Genomic DNA, 15,953 nt, shown 5'->3' with positions numbered 1-15,953 from the left:
AACAAGGCCGTTGGAGCATTCCCTATCAATACAACGCTGTCTTTCAAGAAGGGTGTCCAAGAACTTAAGGCAGCCATCGACCTTGTTTCGCCTAGTTGTTTAGCCTGTTGAATGGTGTCGTTATCGTTCAAAAAACACAGGGGCTCTCGTTCAATCATGCGCTTAGTAACGCCTTGCTTGACCATCTCCACATCGCACAAAATTGGCTTATTCTGACCCAAGGACGCTCTGCCTTTTTCGCAAGCACCTGCGCTAAACAGAATCTTATCCGTCAGCTCGGGCATACCTAAGCTATGTACGACACGCATCACGACCTGTTGTTGTTCTTTATCGAAACAACTCAAGTTGCTTAGCTGGCGAATCAGCTCAAAGCTTTGTCGCTCAATCGCTTTCGGGTCCAATTCGTAATCAAATGGCATCTCGGTTTCCTATACGTTTTTTTCGCTATTGTTTTGCTCAGTATCTTGATCCTCAAGGGTGAGAGAATCAGACAGCGAACTTTCGACGTGATGTAGGCAGTCATCAAGGTCACTGAACAAATGCTTGACTGGCGATATGTTTGGGCGCGTCAACATCACCACCTGAACCCCGAACTCTCGTGCGGCTACCAATTTCGCTTGCGTGGCATCGCCACCACTATTTTTAGTCACTAAACAGTCAATTCGATTTACCTGTAATAAGGCTCTCTCTGACTCAAGATCAAAAGGACCTATCGCTTTGATCCATTCCACGCTGCCTGACAATGACGCTCTTGATGGCGCGGCGGTTCGGTAGATTAATTTGCTTTCATCCTGAGTCGCTAGAACATCACTGAGTCGCGTCATGTCGTCTTGAGACAGCTGCCCGACAGTCAGCAAGATTCTCTTAAATTTGGCACATTCAGTGACCGCATCAGCCCATGAAGAGACCGAGATCCAGTTATCGCCCTTTTGCGCGACCCAAGGTTCTCGAGAAAATCGCCAATAAGGCAAGGCCAAGCTGTTACATACATCTATCGCCGTTGAACTCATTTTTGCTGCGTATGGATGCGTCATATCCAACACAGCACCGATGCCTTCCGATCTAATATATGCCTTTAAACCACCGAACTGTGTAAAGCCTCCGGAAATGACTTCGCAGGGTACGTCGGGTTGTCGAACCAAGCCTGCCACGCTATAAATAAGCGAATGATCGTTAGTATTAAACAAACCCTTTTCATAGGCGCGCTTCGTAAAAACTCGCGCATCTGCCGTTCCGCCCAGCAAGAGTATCTTCATGGGCTTTCCTCAGAGGCAAAACCAATAAATTGGCCTTGTCGATCAACAGAATACACCTCCAAGGTGACTGTATTATCAGGCAGTGTTCTCAATACGCGACGCGCTTCGTTAAGTGCTGCTTTACATAATTCATCGCCAATCAGTATCCCGGCATCGCGACAAATCTGAAATACCTGCATACTTGTATTCGCTTCTTGGATTTTATCGAGCACGCTTTGGTCTGCCTTCTGCGCTTTCGCGATTCGAGCAAGCTGCTCAAAATCAATGGACGAAGAACGGCTATTTAAATCCATGTGGCCATTTGCCAGCTTGCTTATTTTTCCGAACCCACCACAAATAGAGACTTTTTTGATGGGCGATGTTGAGGTGGGTACTTTTCGCAAGTGCTTTAGCAGCGCACCCACAAAATCACCCATTTCAATCAACCCCATATCGTTGAGTTCATATCGCGTCTTAATCGCTTCTTCGCTGGTGCTGCCTGTGGTAGCCGCAATGTGCGTGATACCATTTGCAGCCGCTACATCTACACCTTGATGGATAGATGCAATATAGGCGGCGCAAGAATACGGCCTAACTATTCCGGTGGTTCCCAAAATAGATAAACCACCCATAATACCGAGCCTCGGGTTCATGGTTTTAAGTGCGATTTCTTCACCGTTTTCAACGCCGACAGCAACCTTAAAACCACCAGAATATTGGTATACCTTGGCCGCATTCAATAAATGTGACTGCATCATTTCTCGCGGTACGGGATTGATCGCAGGTTCGCCGACCTTAAGCACCAAACCTTCTCGTGTAACCGTTCCCACGCCTTGCGCTGAGATAAATTGCACGCCTTGTTTTTCCTCTAAGTACAGCTCTACAAATACCAGCGCCCCATGAGTCGCGTCAGGGTCATCTCCTGCATCTTTAATGGTAGCGGTGCGTACACTCTTTTCAGGTTCAAGTGACTCGTACCCTTCGATTTTCAAAGAGACGACTTTACCTTTCGGCAAAGTGATCTCAACCTCATCGGGATGTTTGTTCGCCAATAAGGCTTGGGCAGCAGCAACACAGCACGCCGTCGCGCAAGAGCCGGTTGTTAAGCCGCTGCGCAAAGGTTTTGCTTGTTCACTGCTCTCTGGCCACATAGTGCTTACCTAGCCTGCTCATTATTGCTGAGCATATTGTAACTAAGCGCATTTTCAGTGCGGTTAACAGCTTCTGTTGTAGCCGAAAATGTCGTCACGCCCAAAAACAACGCTGCGATGGCTTCTGCATTAGAAGGGAAAAATAAGTGTAGATACGTAGCCGTCAAACTACCCTCGCGATAGATTGCTTCACCCGGCGCCGAATGCCTTTGTCTTTTACCGTAGCCAATAGGTTCTGGCGTATTTGCACTTCGAGAACGATGATGCGCATGCGCTCTTACATCACCTTCAGGCAAAGCGGCGGTCTGCATCCCCTGGCAACCGCGCTTTCCGCGCATGGCCCCATCGCCCGCCATTAATCCCGCCATAGAATAGCGCGCGTCTTCAAGATCAGTCAGCGATTCTAGGCAATATAAAAAACCACCGCACTCAGCCAGTACCGGTTTATTAGCACGATGGAATACTTGAACGGACTCGCACATGCTACGGTTTTGACTCAGTTTTTGCGCATAGAGCTCCGGATATCCACCAGGCAACCAAAGTGCATCTGCCACGGGCACTTGTTGATCAGACATGGGAGAAAAGAATTCGTAACTTGCACCCAATGTCTCTAACAACCGCAAATTGGCGTCATAAATAAAACTAAATGCTGCATCCTTAGCAATCGCAATGTGTTTTCCTTCAAGCAAACGACTTGGACGCGCTAATGAAGTGGATTTGAAATCGACCGGCTCAGGCAACTGAGTAATCGCCTGCTCACCAATCCACGAGACGCCTTTTTCAAAACGTACTTCAAGCTCTTCACGCACTTCATCTGCTTGCACCAAACCAAGGTGCCGTTCTGGTAAGGTAACTTCTTCGTCTCTCGCTAGCGTTGCCAATAAAGGGATATCTGAAGGAAGCGCATCTCTTATCAACTCTTCGTGCCGCTCTGTACTGCAATGGTTCGCGATAATGCCAGCCACATGAATGTCTGAACGATAGCGCGCTAAACCCGTAGCGATGGCACCCGCCGTTTGTGCCATGCCTTTCACGTTCAACACGATAACCACCGGTATATTGAAACGCGCAGCTAGATCAGCACTTGATGGCTCGCCATCAAACATGCCCATTGCGCCTTCGATAATAATGAGATCTGAAACCTCGGCCGCCTCATACAGTTTTTGCTGGCAATAAGCTTCACCTGCCATCCACATGTCTAGCGGCTCAACATCCTTACCAGAAGCTTGCGCCAGAATTTGAGGGTCTAGGTAATCAGGGCCGGTCTTAAATACCCGTACGTTTTTGCCTTTGTTTCGATACGACCGCGCAATCGCAGCCGTTACTGTTGTCTTTCCTTCACCAGAGCTTGGCGCGACAATGAACATAGCTGGGCATGAAGCCGTAGGGAGTTTAGAAGGCGATTGAACACTCATTAGAACTCGATCCCGGCTTGCGCTTTTACACCAAGACGAAAGGCATGACGCTCATCCTGAATATGGCTGATCGTATCGGCGATGTCTTCCAAGGCTTCGGGCATCTTTCGCCCCGTAATCATGACATGCTGATGTTTAGGTCTATTTTTTAGAGCTTCTAGAACCGGTTCCAATTCAAGGTATTTGTATTTAAACATGTAGCTCATTTCGTCAAAAATCAGAATATCGTACTGGGGGTCGGTTAGCAGCGATTTAGCGAGCTCCCACGCGTTCTGAGCGGCAGCTATATCTTGGTCTTTGTCTTGGGTTTCCCAGGTGAAGCCATGCCCCATTACATGCCAATCGATACGTTCATGGTCGCGGAATAGTTTGAATTCACCGGTTTCTTTTCGGCCCTTAATAAACTGAACGACCGCGGCTTTCTGACCATGCCCTACGGCTCTGGCCATCGTGCCAAAGGCGGAGCTACTTTTGCCTTTGCCATTTCCTTTCAACAAAATCAGAACGCCACGCTCTTCAGTTGCCTTGGCAATCTTTTTATCGATAATGGCCTTTTTGTGCGCCATGCGCTCTTGATGCGACTTCATGCCAAGCTACCTTTTCCTGTTGAGTTACTTAAAAGATCATCCTTTAAGGAGATATAGATTGCGCCCAAATTGCGCGCAAACTCTCTTCCACGACCACGGGGTATTGTCGCTTGCTCAGTATCCACCCATACACAGTCACCGGGTAGCCTAATTTGGCTGAGCGTTTCTCGGCTCCGACCATCAGACACTATATACGTCCGTATGTTTAGCCCTGGAAATTTCTGACTCATCGCTTCGCAATACCGAGCCGCTTCATTAACGCCTTCTATGATTGGTGTTCCACCGCCCGCTCGGAGCCCCTGCAACCAGTTCTCGATCTGTTTGGGCGCTCTCACTTTCGCCATGAGCGACAGTACTTGATTGTTACCAAAACCAAACACCGCAAGTTGCTCTCTGTTTAAGTAAGCCTCATTGGCGATCGCAGCAACAACACCTTTTGCACGTGCAAAAACGTCACCTTGTAAAGTAGAGCCCGAGGTATCAAACAAAACAACATGTAAGACTGACTGACCCAATTTTTGTTTCCGCATCTTGAGCTTATTAGGCGGCCACTCGCCAAAACTACTTAGCAGTGTGCCGAACCAATCAGGAAGTCGCCCGTCTTTGTTCGATGTTTGCCGGCCTATGGTAGAGCGCCCTTTTTGATTGGCAAACATCGAGTCTAACAATGCAGAGGGTTGGCTTATCGCACGCGCGTTTGATTTTGTGGGGATGGCATTCTCCGGTGATACAATACCGTTCATGCATTTTGGGTCCATACTCCCCCAATCACTGTCGGTACTATTTTGTTCGCCGGTATCGGCATCGCCCTTTGCGTCATTCTGGTTTGGTTGTCTATGTGAATCATCGGGTCGCTTAAATCCGGTTTCTGGAGAATCGTTGCCGGAGTTAGGATTACCGCTTCCGGAATCACCTTGAGCTGGTGGTGGCGCGTCGTGCCTACGGCGGTGGTGCAAAACCAGCTCTGAAACCGCATCAAGATCATCCAAGATGACCTCTTTTCGACCTTGCCAAGCGGCGTGCGCGCGAGCTGTTCGATACCAAACGATATCTGCTCTTAGTCCATCTACCAACGCATCTTCACAACGTTGTGCAATTTCAATTCGAATGGAGTCAGAGCATGCCACACCCTCTAAACGCTTTCTTGCTGAAACTACCTTAGCGATCAGTGCTTCTTGCTTTTCTTCATAGGCAAGAGTAAATGCTTCTGGATCGGCATCAAATGCTTCGCGCGTTTTAACGATGGCAACACGCTCTTCTACCGAGTAGCGGTTAGCTAAATCGACTGCCAAACCGAAACGGTCGTGTAACTGGGGGCGCAATTCTCCTTCATCAGGATTCATCGTGCCGATTAATAGAAACTCCGCCTTGTGTTGATGGCTGATGCCATCGCGCTCTATGTAATTGACACCACTTGCGGCGACATCCAAAAGCAGATCTACAAGATTGTCAGGCAATAGATTAACTTCATCGACGTATAGAACGCCGCCGTTGGCTTTACTTAGTAAGCCAGGTTGGAAATCTAAGGACTTGTCACTCAGCACTTTTTCCAAGTTCAGTGTACCGACCAACATCTCTTCACTCGTCCCTAAAGGCAAAGTAACAAAGGATGGTGAGTCACTGCCTAAGCGCGCATCGTCGTAAGGCAATAGACTAGCCAAAGCCCTAGCAAGGGTGGATTTTGCTGACCCTCTTGGGCCAGTGATAACGACACCGCCGATGGACGGATTGATAGCCACGAGAATAAGCGCAAGCTTGAATGAGTCTTGGCCGACCACTGCACTAAAAGGCATGTCTAATCTATCTGAATTATGCGCATAGTTCATAAAAGAGTCTCTCAAGTTTTCTTGGGCGGAAGTAAAAGCCATTAAGCAATCTCAGTTTCCGACCAAGCTTCTATTTCAATCATTCGCGCAGACTCTAAACGAATATGTCGCGTCGCGATTTTAGAAACAAACTCTTCATCATGTGAGATAACAAGCATTGCTTGCGGCAAGGACATCAAGACGTCGAGCAAGCGTTGTCTAGCTTCGTTGTCGAGCGCGTTTGTCGGTTCATCTAACAACAACACTTCTGGCTCCATGGCCAGTACCGATGCCAATGCGACCAAGCGTTTTTCGCCCCCCGAAAGCTGATGCGCAACTCGCTTCTCAAATCCTGCCATGCCAAGCGACCTAAGTGTTTGCTTGGCCTTTTCGAAGGCCCGCTCTCTGGTTTTTCCTAGATTTAGCGGGCCAAATGCCACGTCCTCTAATACAGTGGGGCAAAATAGTTGATCATCGGGGTCTTGAAATAGAAAGCCCGCCTTCGCGCGTACTTCAACAAATTCAGACTCTTGCTTTCTAAACTTGCCAAAAGCAAATACATCACCCGACTTTGCTTTTTTTAGCCCTACCAGTAAATGTAGAAACGTCGTTTTGCCCGCTCCATTCGGCCCCGTGAGCGCAACCCGATCACCCGAGTAGAGAGAGAAATCGACATGAGATAATACTTCCCCTCTTCGTGGGTAGCGGTAGCTTAAGCCTCGTGTTTCAATTAGCGCTTCCATAAAAGCCTCAAAGCAGGTTGATAAGAATTAGAGAAATCAAGAACGGAACGCAAACGATGATCAAGCAGTAATCGCGTGCGACTAACTTATCATCATCCAACAAATAGAAGCGGCCGTTGTAACCACGACACTTCATTGCCTCCATGATTCGCTCTGAACGTTCAAGTGCATGGATTAAAAGCATTCCCACTAAATAGCCAATTGAGCGCCATGTGTGCGTATCCATTCGCAGTACAAATGCCCGCGCCTGCATCGCACGTTTCATGCGTTTGTATTCCTGACCAATCACGTCGAGATAACGTACCGTAAACAGAAGCAAATGAACGAGCTTATCGGGTATACGTAACCGTGCTAAAGCATGCCCGAACGTTGTCGCATTCATGGTGCCCACAACAGCAAGTAAAGACAGAACAACGGTATTCGCTTTAACGGCAATCAATACCGCGTGGACCAATCCATTCTTACTCGCCGTCAACTCCGATATTTCGAAAAGCACATCATCTTCCCCAGAGACAGGCGTCGTAAATGGCAGCATAACAATCAGAAATATCATGAACATATCCATCGCCAGGACGCGTCTAAACGTGCGCTTGAGATTTAACTTCGCCAAGAAAACAAGAGCACACGCGATACCCAATTCGACGAGCACAACATTGAGTTCTTTCGACAACACAACAATGCAGGAAAAAACAGCCACCCAAATAATTCGGACTCGAGGATCGAACGAGTCGATCACCGAATCTTCATGCTTCAGCCTCTGCCCTTTCCACGAAGTGCCGCTGTGTTCGAGATTCTGTGGCACCTTAACTCGCCTTATTCTTTGTAGATTGATTTCGCTGCGTTAGCCAAATACCGATACCGCATAAGCCAAAGATGTAACCAATGCCACCCAAAGCATCCCGAAATGATGCTTTCTCTTTGTAGGCATTCAACTCTTTGCGCAAGGGCTTAATTTGTTTTGCGACAGCCTTTTCGATCAATGCTTGTAAGTCATTACCCACCAACATCTGTCCTCGAAGGTTTGTTTCCAGAGCGTCGGCAGATTCCACTGCCATAATCTCGCCTAAGGTATCCGATAAGTCTTCAGCGTTTAAAACTGTTTCAAACACGTGGCCTGCCCCTAGGTTCGCGTAAATATGATGATCAATCCGCTTCGTCGCTTCGAATGTAAAGAAGCCCTCCTCATCCGTTTCGACCAAAACAATTTCTTGACCCTGGAGATCACGAACCATTACCTTAGAGCCTAGTGGTGCCATCTCTCCATTGGAAAAACCTATTTCGCCCTCAACATCAACACCAATGGTATAAACGCCGCCCAGTACGTTATGCGCGACACTCTGCGAACTGACGAAAACAAGGAAGAGCAAACAAAGATTACGTATCATCCCAATCCTCCGATATACGCAGGAGCTCAGGTTTAACTTGTCGAATCAGCAAGACAGCCGCGCCGGTAACAAAACCTTCTAGGATCATAATCGGTATATGCGCCAATACGGTCGCTTGAGCCGCGAGCACAAACGCCTCTCCAGATAATGCCAGGGAGCCCGCAACTAACAATGTAGTTAGTAGAATCGCACCGGCGCCACCAATCGCGCCCCATATCGCAGCTAAATTTGTGTTCGGAGCAGAGATCCCTCTATGACATACGTAGTACATCAGCACAGCCGGTAGTGCGATATTAAATGTATTGACACCGAGGACAACGAAGCCGCCAAAGCCAAAGAAAACAGCTTGCAACAGCAAGGCAACAAGCAACGCGGGAAAAGCCGCCCAGCCAAGTGCCAGGCCAATCAAGCCGTTTAAAATAAGATGAACACTAGAAAAACCAAGTGGGAGATGGATATATGAGGCAACGAAAAACGCAGCCGATAGTACGCCGACTTGAGGTAAGTGGTCGTAATCGAGCTTCTTTAACCCGATCGCCACCCCCACTACACTAAGTACAACACCAGCTGCTAGAACCGGCGCCGCAAGCGCACCATCAACTATATGCACGTTGGCACCCTCTACTTAAGTTCATGGGCTTGCACCCAAATGACAGCGTCTTGAGACAGCTCTTTACCTTTAAATTTCTTTTGTGGCCCTACGCCCAGCGCAGCAAAACCCCATTGACCCGCCTTCGGTATCGCAAACGTGAATGTTCCGCTAGCATCGGCATAAATTGTCATCGTAATAAATGCTTCTGCAGGAACTTGAATCGTGGGATCACTAGAGAACGCATTCTTTGACATTTCAGGTAAATAGTTGATGTATTCAACTTCGATTTCCGCAAAAGGTACGGGCTTTCCGTGACTTCGCACAATGCCAGTGAAGCTTCCGCCCTCATAGATCGCGTAGGGTTTCGTAAGGGGCACGATTTCAGCTGGCAAGTTTAAGTCACTTTCCCAATCGCTTGGCAGGCTGCCTACATTGATAATGGTTTTTGCGAACTGTTGGATAAAAACATCTTCGCTTTTCTCCAAATATGGCGCCATTTCGAAGACAAAGATATTATCGCCTAAGCCTTTCAGCTTAACTGAAGACTCGTAAGAAATGCCCGTATTCTCGGCACTGGCCCAGTTACTTTCTACCAGCTTTGTGCTCAGATCTTTCTTCTTGCCTTTTTTGATGTGATAGAACGCAAGCGGCTTATCAACAGCCATCACATAACCATTGGCTGCTGGGTGGGTAAAGGGCATTCTCAATTCCACTATGCCGCCTTTGCTTCTTAATAGGTCAGGGGTATAGATCATTTGAAAATGTGCATTCGCAGTCGATGCAATCGTTAGCCATAAGCTAATTGCAACAACCCATTTGGTTAATAAGAGTAATGACTTACTATGAATTTTCAATAACTTGCTCCGCCTAGAAATAAGTATCAGCCGGAGTCGAGAAGGGAAAAAGTAATAGGATCGGAAGACATTATTACCTGATGAAGCCCTCCGCAACACCTGTATAACAGATCATCAGGTTGGTATCCGGACTCATCAGCTAGGCGCTAAACGCACCTAATCACTTCACCTTCCCACAAGTTTTAAAAGGAGCAAAACCTTTTAATTCACCTGCAGTGGTATACGAAGCGATATAACCAATTTACCGTTGCGGGGGGCAGTGTCGGGTTCATAGTTAAACTCACCGACTTCCCAAATTGAAAAACAGTTCAAAGAACGATGTTTTTCACTCATGTCGTTAAACATGACCTAAGATCAAGCGCGAACTGTACTCATTAAGAATTGGTCTGTCAATTGAAAACCTTGTCTTGAAGTGAAGATGTCTAGTTTCGGGACTCCTTAAAATTTAGTGCTTTTCAGTCAGGTTTGACATAAGTGCCAATACCTCAAACTGATACAAACTACTCACTAATTCGCTTTAGAGGTGTGCTTTGTAACATTTCCGGAGCAGACAAAAGGTAGAGCTTTGTGCTCAAAGCCTGCATTCAGTCAGAGCTGAAGTCGGCTGTTTTATCCTCATTTGAAAAATGTCCTCTGAACGTCTTACTTAGGGACAAAGTGCTAGTTTGAAAATTTCTGCTTCCTCATCATTGCAGGCGCAGACGATTACTATACGAAACGCTGCTTTTTGAAGAAAGGAAAAGAAATTCCCTACCCTGACTTTTGTCTAAATAGTCTATTAAACACAACGGATGAATACTTAAGATTCACAAAATTCAGTCAACCCCTTGCCCGATATATAAAAGTCATTTACAAACAATGTCAACCAAATCTAAAGGACTGGTTTTCCAATAAAAGGTGATGTAGGCATTTAAGAATAATAAAGATTGGCTATGTCAACGAAGATAATATCCTTTCCCTCTTGTGATTCTTAGTAATTAAATTGACTTTATAACGACTAACAAAACGAGGATGAATTAATGTCGCCCAAATTAGTATTTTAGTTGAATTTAAGTGAAACAAATCAAACTGAAGGTAGTTTCGATAAAAGTTTAGTACTTTAGTTGGAGGTATTCATCTAAGTGATTGAATCTTGATTCATGGAGTTTAGTAATTTAGTTGAACGTGCAACTTGTTTTCGGGTGAAATGACCGGCAAATACAGACTAACCGATTGGTTTTATTAAGCTTTAGGCTTCAGAATTTTGGTTCCAAAATCAAACTTCTCGAGATTTTCCGCTCTCAGCGCGTTTTTTGGCGCTTGTTTGAACATAGACCGTGTCAGTGGTAGCCATACTTGAATGCCCCAGGTCTTCCGAAACATCCTTAAGGGCGCGGCCTCGTTCAATCTCCATGCTTGCGCCTGTATGACGCAGCCAGTGAGGTGAAACATCTTTGAAAATTTGCGCTGCTTTCTCTCCTGATCGAGACCTCATAGTCTCGTAGGTTTTATCGAGCACCTGATGGACAAGACGCGCTAGTTGTCTACCACTCATACCTCCAGCCCCACGAATTTTCTCCACAATTGGTTGCTTGTCCTGTCTACCAGGCAATGCAGGCAAGCCACGCCATAGCCGATAACGTTCTAAATAAGGCAGGAAGCTATCTGGGACAGAAATGTCGCGAATTTTCTTTCCTTTACCGTATATCTTGAGCCACCAGTTTTTCTTATCGTCTTGCCAAAAGTGGCTCATAACAGGTATCCAGTCGTCACGCTCAGCTAATTCAGAAATTCTCAAAAACATTGTTTTCATTGCAGCCAATAAAAAAATATTCCGCTCAAAGAGTGAGTCTTCGTCAGCCATTTTTTCAGCCGTAATTAGTAGTAAATCCCATTGTGCCTGGTCTAGCCGCTTTGTTTCTTTTACCTGTGCATCCTTAACTAATCGCTTACAGTCTTTTTTTGCAAGACCTGCCGGATTTCCTAATGCTATTTCGCTCTCCATTAAGTGTGTGTAGAAACCGCTTATAGCAGAAAACATGGCAAGTATAGATTGCTGTGAAGGCCTGTATTTCTTTTTATCAGCATCACTACCTTCGGCTATATATCTAAAAGGCCTCCAGCTTTTATTAAATTCGTACAGACCAGCAGACGGTACAAATTTATCCACATTGGCTAGACCTATCCAAGTTTGCGGTGGCTTAAAGAAGAACTCTGAATAATCAAGTAAGTCATTCTTTCTAAAATCGACAGCAGGCTTTTCTGCCACCAAAAAACTCCACAGCAAAAATTTTTCTATGTCAGAACGGAATCTAATGTAAGTATGCTCAGATTTGTTTCTGCCAAGGAAAATCAAATACTCTCGCGCCCAATCCCAGTGTTCACGGCACCACTTAGGGTTGTCGTTGAAAAACTGATCTAGCTGTGGGTAATCACGCCAGTCAAAGTCTTTAAGCTCGTTGTATGCTGGGAATAAAGGGATTGATCTTGGAGTTGCCATAGGACTTAACGCTTTATGAGTAAAGACTAGATTAACTCATACACTATGTCCAATAATAGATCTTATTGGACACTTTAAAGATTAACTGTACAGCCTGGTCAGAAAAATAACGACGGACTGATTTCGAAACGTCTTGAAAGTTTTTCAATATGCTCTTTAGTAAGTGACCTCTTCTCGCTACATATCATAGATACTGAACTTTTCGGGCCAATCTCATTTTTAAAATCTGACATAGTTAAGTTATGCTGATCCATCAGCAATCGCAACATGGATGCGCCTGCATCTTTAGACTCGATACTAGTGTTAAAATCATGAAACTCAGGGGCTTCTTCTTCATACGCATGAATTTTTGCCCACAAGACATCAATAAGAAGCAAGTTTGCATCATAGTCCTCAATAAGTTCATCCATAAGCAAAAGTGCCTCTTGATGATCTTCCTGTGAATGTATACCAGCGATAAATGGCATCTCACTCTGTAATTCATGCGCAAGCTGTGTAATGTGTTGTATGTTCATTTCAGCTCCTTTCTTCTATAACGGTTTGTGAGCCGATCATACTATTTATGGTCGACAATGTATTTTACGTAAACACGTTGATGGCGGAACTCAATGAATGCGATAAGTCTTAGGTTATTACCGCCTAAATCAACTACCCACCATTTATCTTTGTACTTAAAGTTATCTAGCGACGGCACTGCCTTTTTTAGTACGTGATGATCTTTAAACTTCCCACTCTTAAGTAGTCGATAAAAATCTTCTATCGCATTGGCATCGTTTGGGTATTTCTTGATAGCTTCAACGAATATACCTCTGGCAATAACATGCATAAAACTTCCATTAGTTCGCAATATGTGAACAGTGTAAGGCATATGGCTCTTGTTCGCAATATGTGAACCGGGGCCATTAATATTTTGTGTCTGCGCCCTACTCTTTTGGAAAACTAGAACATTGGCCTTGCGGGTAAACCGTTCATAGGATCCAAGAAAATTTTTCTCGATATCTTACATTACCTAAAAGAGGAAAACCGACATAACGCGAGCATCGCTTTCCATGCCTATTTGCCTGGCTTTTCTTATATTACAAAAGACCCGAAAGCCGACATAACACTTTGCTAAGTTGGCTGATCATTCTTTATTCGATATCCTTGTGTCATCAACACAAGGATTGAATCGACCAGCTTTAACTAAACACTTTTCTGTTTGAATTCTTCTAACTTTTCATAAGCCAGTGGAGGCATATTATTAGCTTCCCCATACTTACGTCTAGAGTTATAAAACATTTCAATGTAATCAAAAATATCTGCTCGTGCGTGCTCTCTTGTTGAGTAGATTTTCCTCTTTACTCTCTCACGCTTGAGAAGCTGAAAGAAGCTCTCCGCTACTGCGTTATCATGGCAATTTCCTCGCCGACTCATACTCGCTTTAAGGTTGTGAGCGCTTAGAAAGTCATTCCATTCGTAACCCGTAAACTGACTGCCTTGATCAGAGTGTATTAACACCTGGTTCCGCGGCTTTCTTCGCCACACTGCTGCAAGAAGAGCTTGAGTAACAAGCTCGGATTCCATTCTTGAGCTCATAGACCAACCAACTACGGCACGAGAATATAAGTCCAGTACCACAGCAAGATAGAGCCAACCTTCGTGAGTTCTGATATAAGTAATATCAGTCACCCAAGTTTGGTTTGGCATGGCTACAGAAAACTGGCGATCTAATACGTTGCTTGCGACGATTGCGGGTTTGCCGCCATAGTGGCCTCTATGCCTTCTGTAACCTACTTGAGCCCTGATTCCTTCCTGCTTCATCAATCGTGCAACGCGATGTTTGCAGCAGGTTTCACCTAAGTCACGCAGATCGCTCGTTACTTTCCGGTAGCCGTAAACACAACCACTTTCCAACCAAGAATGCTTGATAAGCCCTGTCAGTCGTTCATCTTCAATCTGGCGCTTTGACTTGGGCTGATTCAGCCAAGCATAAAAGCCACTCCGCTGAATAGAAAGCGTCTCACACATCAATTTGGCAGGGTAATTGTTGAGCCTTTTTTTTACGAACGCGTATTTTTCTTTGACTCGCCCGCGAAAAATACGGTTGCTTCCTTTAGGATGTCGCGTTCCATCGTGACACGCTTAAGCTCTTTTTCTAGCTGCTTAATTTTGTTTTCGTGGTCGAGTTGTTTTTTGTGTTCATCACTATCTGGACCATGCACTTTCATCCAGTTGTAGAGCGAACTGGCAGTTATACCAAGCCGTACAGAAACGCTAGAAACTGAATGGCCATGTTCGGTAACTTGCTTAACTGCTTGGATCTTAAATTCTTCGGTAAATCGCTGAGACATACTTTCTCCTTAATACACATAATTATAAAGCAATTAAGCGTCTAAAGAAGGCTGGTCGATTCAGATTGCTAATAAGCATAATACGATTGAACCTATTACCAAGTTTTGAATATGCCTTGTTTTGTGATTAAAACTATCGATGGCTTCGCTTATTTTCGAATCTGTCTCTTTACTAGTGACATCAATATCTTTGTTACTAGCAACTTTAAAAGCAAATAAAACAACTATAAAAAAGAACAATACTGGGAAGAAAATGCTTTTGAAAGATGGCTCAATATTAGCCCAATCAATTTGAAAAGCTGCGTATGCGAATACTGCGATACCAGACACAATAATGATTACGGCCGCCAATCTATTATTTACTTCCTTGTTCAGCAAAATTCAGATTACCTTTTACGTATAACGCTTTTATAAACGGCGCGCGTCTCTTTGCGCGTCCAGTGGAGCCCACGTGTTTGTGTGGGCGGAACGAGGTTTGATAAACTGGTTATACGTTTTTAGTTCTTTGTTCAATTTCTATTTTTACCTTTTTCAATTCTTTTTCAGTTAATGTACATTCAAAAGCATACTGGTCATTGTCGTTTGTATGAATAAACACCGAAAATGAATTATTGAATAAAGACACAGGAGCATAAGCTTTGGGTGTTTCTAAACGAGCTAATCTTTTGTATGAAATATGCCAAATTATAGAATCTTGTTTGTGATAACTCAGATTTTCTTGCCCAAATTTCAGATAGTGTTTAACTTTAGTTTTATACCCTTTTGGCTTGAACAAACAATAAAACAACTTAATTGAGGGAAATAAATCATCGTTTTCCTCGACTTCCCACTCAATTTTCAACGAACATCTCCATACGTATAACGCCTACCACACTGGCGAATTGATGTTGGCGACTTTTGCGCTTTTCTTTGCGCAAAAGGTGCGAATATTAATGAGTCCGGTGGTGGTTATGGTTATGTGGTAATGCCTTTAAAGTTTACGTTCCCACTGAACTCGATCGAAACCACATCCACCTTAAATGCATTAATACGATTATTGTTTAATAACTTTCTGCCACCTGCTGCAAACAAAACAAGGGCTCTCAATTTAAGCTATATTACCCAGAAACCATAGCGAGATTTCAGGCTTTACCCAAGTAAAAAACAAGCCAGCAGTATCGGCGTTTTTCAAGGTAGTTGTCGCCTGAGCATTTAAGCTGCTTGTTTTTCCTTCTCCGGGTTCAACTTAACGTCACCCACTTTCTCCCAGTTCCGCGTAGCTTTTGACCACCTTATTTGGTTCTTTCTTTTCATCTTGCGATAAAGCTCATCCCTCTTCGATAATATTTCTTCATCCAGACCTAAGTGCCTTTGCTCTGGGGTAACAAAGTTAATTCG

17 protein-coding genes, 1 pseudogene and 1 riboswitch are annotated in these 15,953 nt (G+C 44.8%); all 18 genes and pseudogenes read right to left on the bottom strand.

Features of this window, described 5'->3' with window-relative positions:
• The coding region (locus A3757_RS15035; protein ID WP_068739865.1) for a precorrin-8X methylmutase at positions 1-419 on the bottom strand (419 nt) is incomplete at its 3' end.
• Between the two features lie 9 nt (positions 420-428).
• On the bottom strand, positions 429-1,256 hold the full coding sequence (gene cobK, locus A3757_RS15030) for a precorrin-6A reductase (RefSeq protein ID WP_068511645.1): 828 nt from the start codon (positions 1,254-1,256) through the stop codon (positions 429-431).
• Positions 1,253-2,386 carry a cobalt-precorrin-5B (C(1))-methyltransferase gene (locus tag A3757_RS15025; protein WP_068553736.1) on the bottom strand — a complete coding sequence of 378 codons (1,134 nt, stop codon included), beginning with the start codon at positions 2,384-2,386 and terminating at the stop codon, positions 1,253-1,255. The genes cobK and A3757_RS15025 overlap by 4 nt, the downstream gene beginning before the upstream one ends.
• Before the next feature lie 5 nt (positions 2,387-2,391).
• Complete coding sequence (locus tag A3757_RS15020; RefSeq protein ID WP_068739863.1) at positions 2,392-3,801, bottom strand: cobyrinate a,c-diamide synthase; 1,410 nt, start codon at positions 3,799-3,801, stop codon at positions 2,392-2,394.
• Positions 3,801-4,388, bottom strand: a complete 588-nt coding sequence (gene cobO / locus A3757_RS15015) for a cob(I)yrinic acid a,c-diamide adenosyltransferase (protein WP_068509165.1) — start codon at positions 4,386-4,388, stop codon at positions 3,801-3,803. The genes A3757_RS15020 and cobO overlap by 1 nt, the downstream gene beginning before the upstream one ends.
• Complete coding sequence (locus A3757_RS15010) at positions 4,385-6,256, bottom strand: AAA family ATPase (protein ID WP_231878292.1); 1,872 nt, start codon at positions 6,254-6,256, stop codon at positions 4,385-4,387. The genes cobO and A3757_RS15010 overlap by 4 nt, the downstream gene beginning before the upstream one ends.
• Positions 6,256-6,936 (bottom strand): energy-coupling factor ABC transporter ATP-binding protein, encoded by a 681-nt coding sequence (locus A3757_RS15005; RefSeq protein WP_068509167.1) that lies wholly within the window; start codon positions 6,934-6,936, stop codon positions 6,256-6,258. The genes A3757_RS15010 and A3757_RS15005 overlap by 1 nt, the downstream gene beginning before the upstream one ends.
• A 7-nt stretch (positions 6,937-6,943) precedes the next feature.
• Complete coding sequence (gene cbiQ / locus A3757_RS15000) at positions 6,944-7,738, bottom strand: cobalt ECF transporter T component CbiQ (protein WP_068509169.1); 795 nt, start codon at positions 7,736-7,738, stop codon at positions 6,944-6,946.
• A 1-nt stretch (position 7,739) separates the two neighbouring features.
• Positions 7,740-8,321 carry a hypothetical protein gene (locus A3757_RS14995; protein WP_082865028.1) on the bottom strand — a complete coding sequence of 194 codons (582 nt, stop codon included), beginning with the start codon at positions 8,319-8,321 and terminating at the stop codon, positions 7,740-7,742.
• A complete protein-coding gene (cbiM, locus tag A3757_RS14990) occupies positions 8,311-8,931 on the bottom strand; it encodes a cobalt transporter CbiM (RefSeq protein ID WP_068510544.1) in 621 nt (206 codons plus the stop codon). Before cbiM ends, A3757_RS14995 begins: the two co-directional genes overlap by 11 nt.
• Before the next feature lie 11 nt (positions 8,932-8,942).
• The gene (locus A3757_RS14985) at positions 8,943-9,767 is read right to left on the bottom strand and encodes a DUF4198 domain-containing protein (protein WP_231872158.1); all 825 of its coding nucleotides are present in this window, start codon (positions 9,765-9,767) and stop codon (positions 8,943-8,945) included.
• 99 nt (positions 9,768-9,866) lie between these two features.
• Positions 9,867-10,115, bottom strand: a riboswitch (cobalamin riboswitch).
• 907 nt (positions 10,116-11,022) lie between these two features.
• Positions 11,023-12,246: a tyrosine-type recombinase/integrase gene (locus A3757_RS14980; RefSeq protein WP_068510546.1), complete on the bottom strand. Its 1,224-nt coding sequence runs from the start codon at positions 12,244-12,246 to the stop codon at positions 11,023-11,025.
• Positions 12,247-12,344: 98 nt separating this feature from the next.
• A complete protein-coding gene (locus tag A3757_RS14975) occupies positions 12,345-12,761 on the bottom strand; it encodes a type II toxin-antitoxin system HigA family antitoxin (protein ID WP_068510548.1) in 417 nt (138 codons plus the stop codon).
• Between the two features lie 41 nt (positions 12,762-12,802).
• A complete protein-coding gene (locus A3757_RS14970; RefSeq protein ID WP_068552752.1) occupies positions 12,803-13,072 on the bottom strand; it encodes a type II toxin-antitoxin system HigB family toxin in 270 nt (89 codons plus the stop codon).
• Positions 13,073-13,428: 356 nt separating this feature from the next.
• A protein-coding gene (locus tag A3757_RS14965) for an IS3 family transposase (protein ID WP_156491780.1) occupies positions 13,429-14,576 on the bottom strand; the annotation gives its coding sequence in 2 pieces (ribosomal slippage) (positions 13,429-14,333 and positions 14,333-14,576; 1,149 coding nt in all).
• Positions 14,577-14,636: 60 nt separating this feature from the next.
• Positions 14,637-14,954 (bottom strand): hypothetical protein, encoded by a 318-nt coding sequence (locus A3757_RS14955; RefSeq protein ID WP_068510553.1) that lies wholly within the window; start codon positions 14,952-14,954, stop codon positions 14,637-14,639.
• A 109-nt stretch (positions 14,955-15,063) separates the two neighbouring features.
• Positions 15,064-15,417: a hypothetical protein gene (locus tag A3757_RS14950; protein ID WP_068739860.1), complete on the bottom strand. Its 354-nt coding sequence runs from the start codon at positions 15,415-15,417 to the stop codon at positions 15,064-15,066.
• A 350-nt stretch (positions 15,418-15,767) separates the two neighbouring features.
• Positions 15,768-15,953 (bottom strand): annotated as a pseudogene (locus A3757_RS26875) (IS3 family transposase); the annotation flags it as partial.

The sequence above is a fragment of the Oleiphilus sp. HI0117 genome (assembly GCF_001635235.1).
Note: the sequence above shows the minus strand (reverse complement) of the source record. Positions and strands in the feature narration are given on the sequence as shown.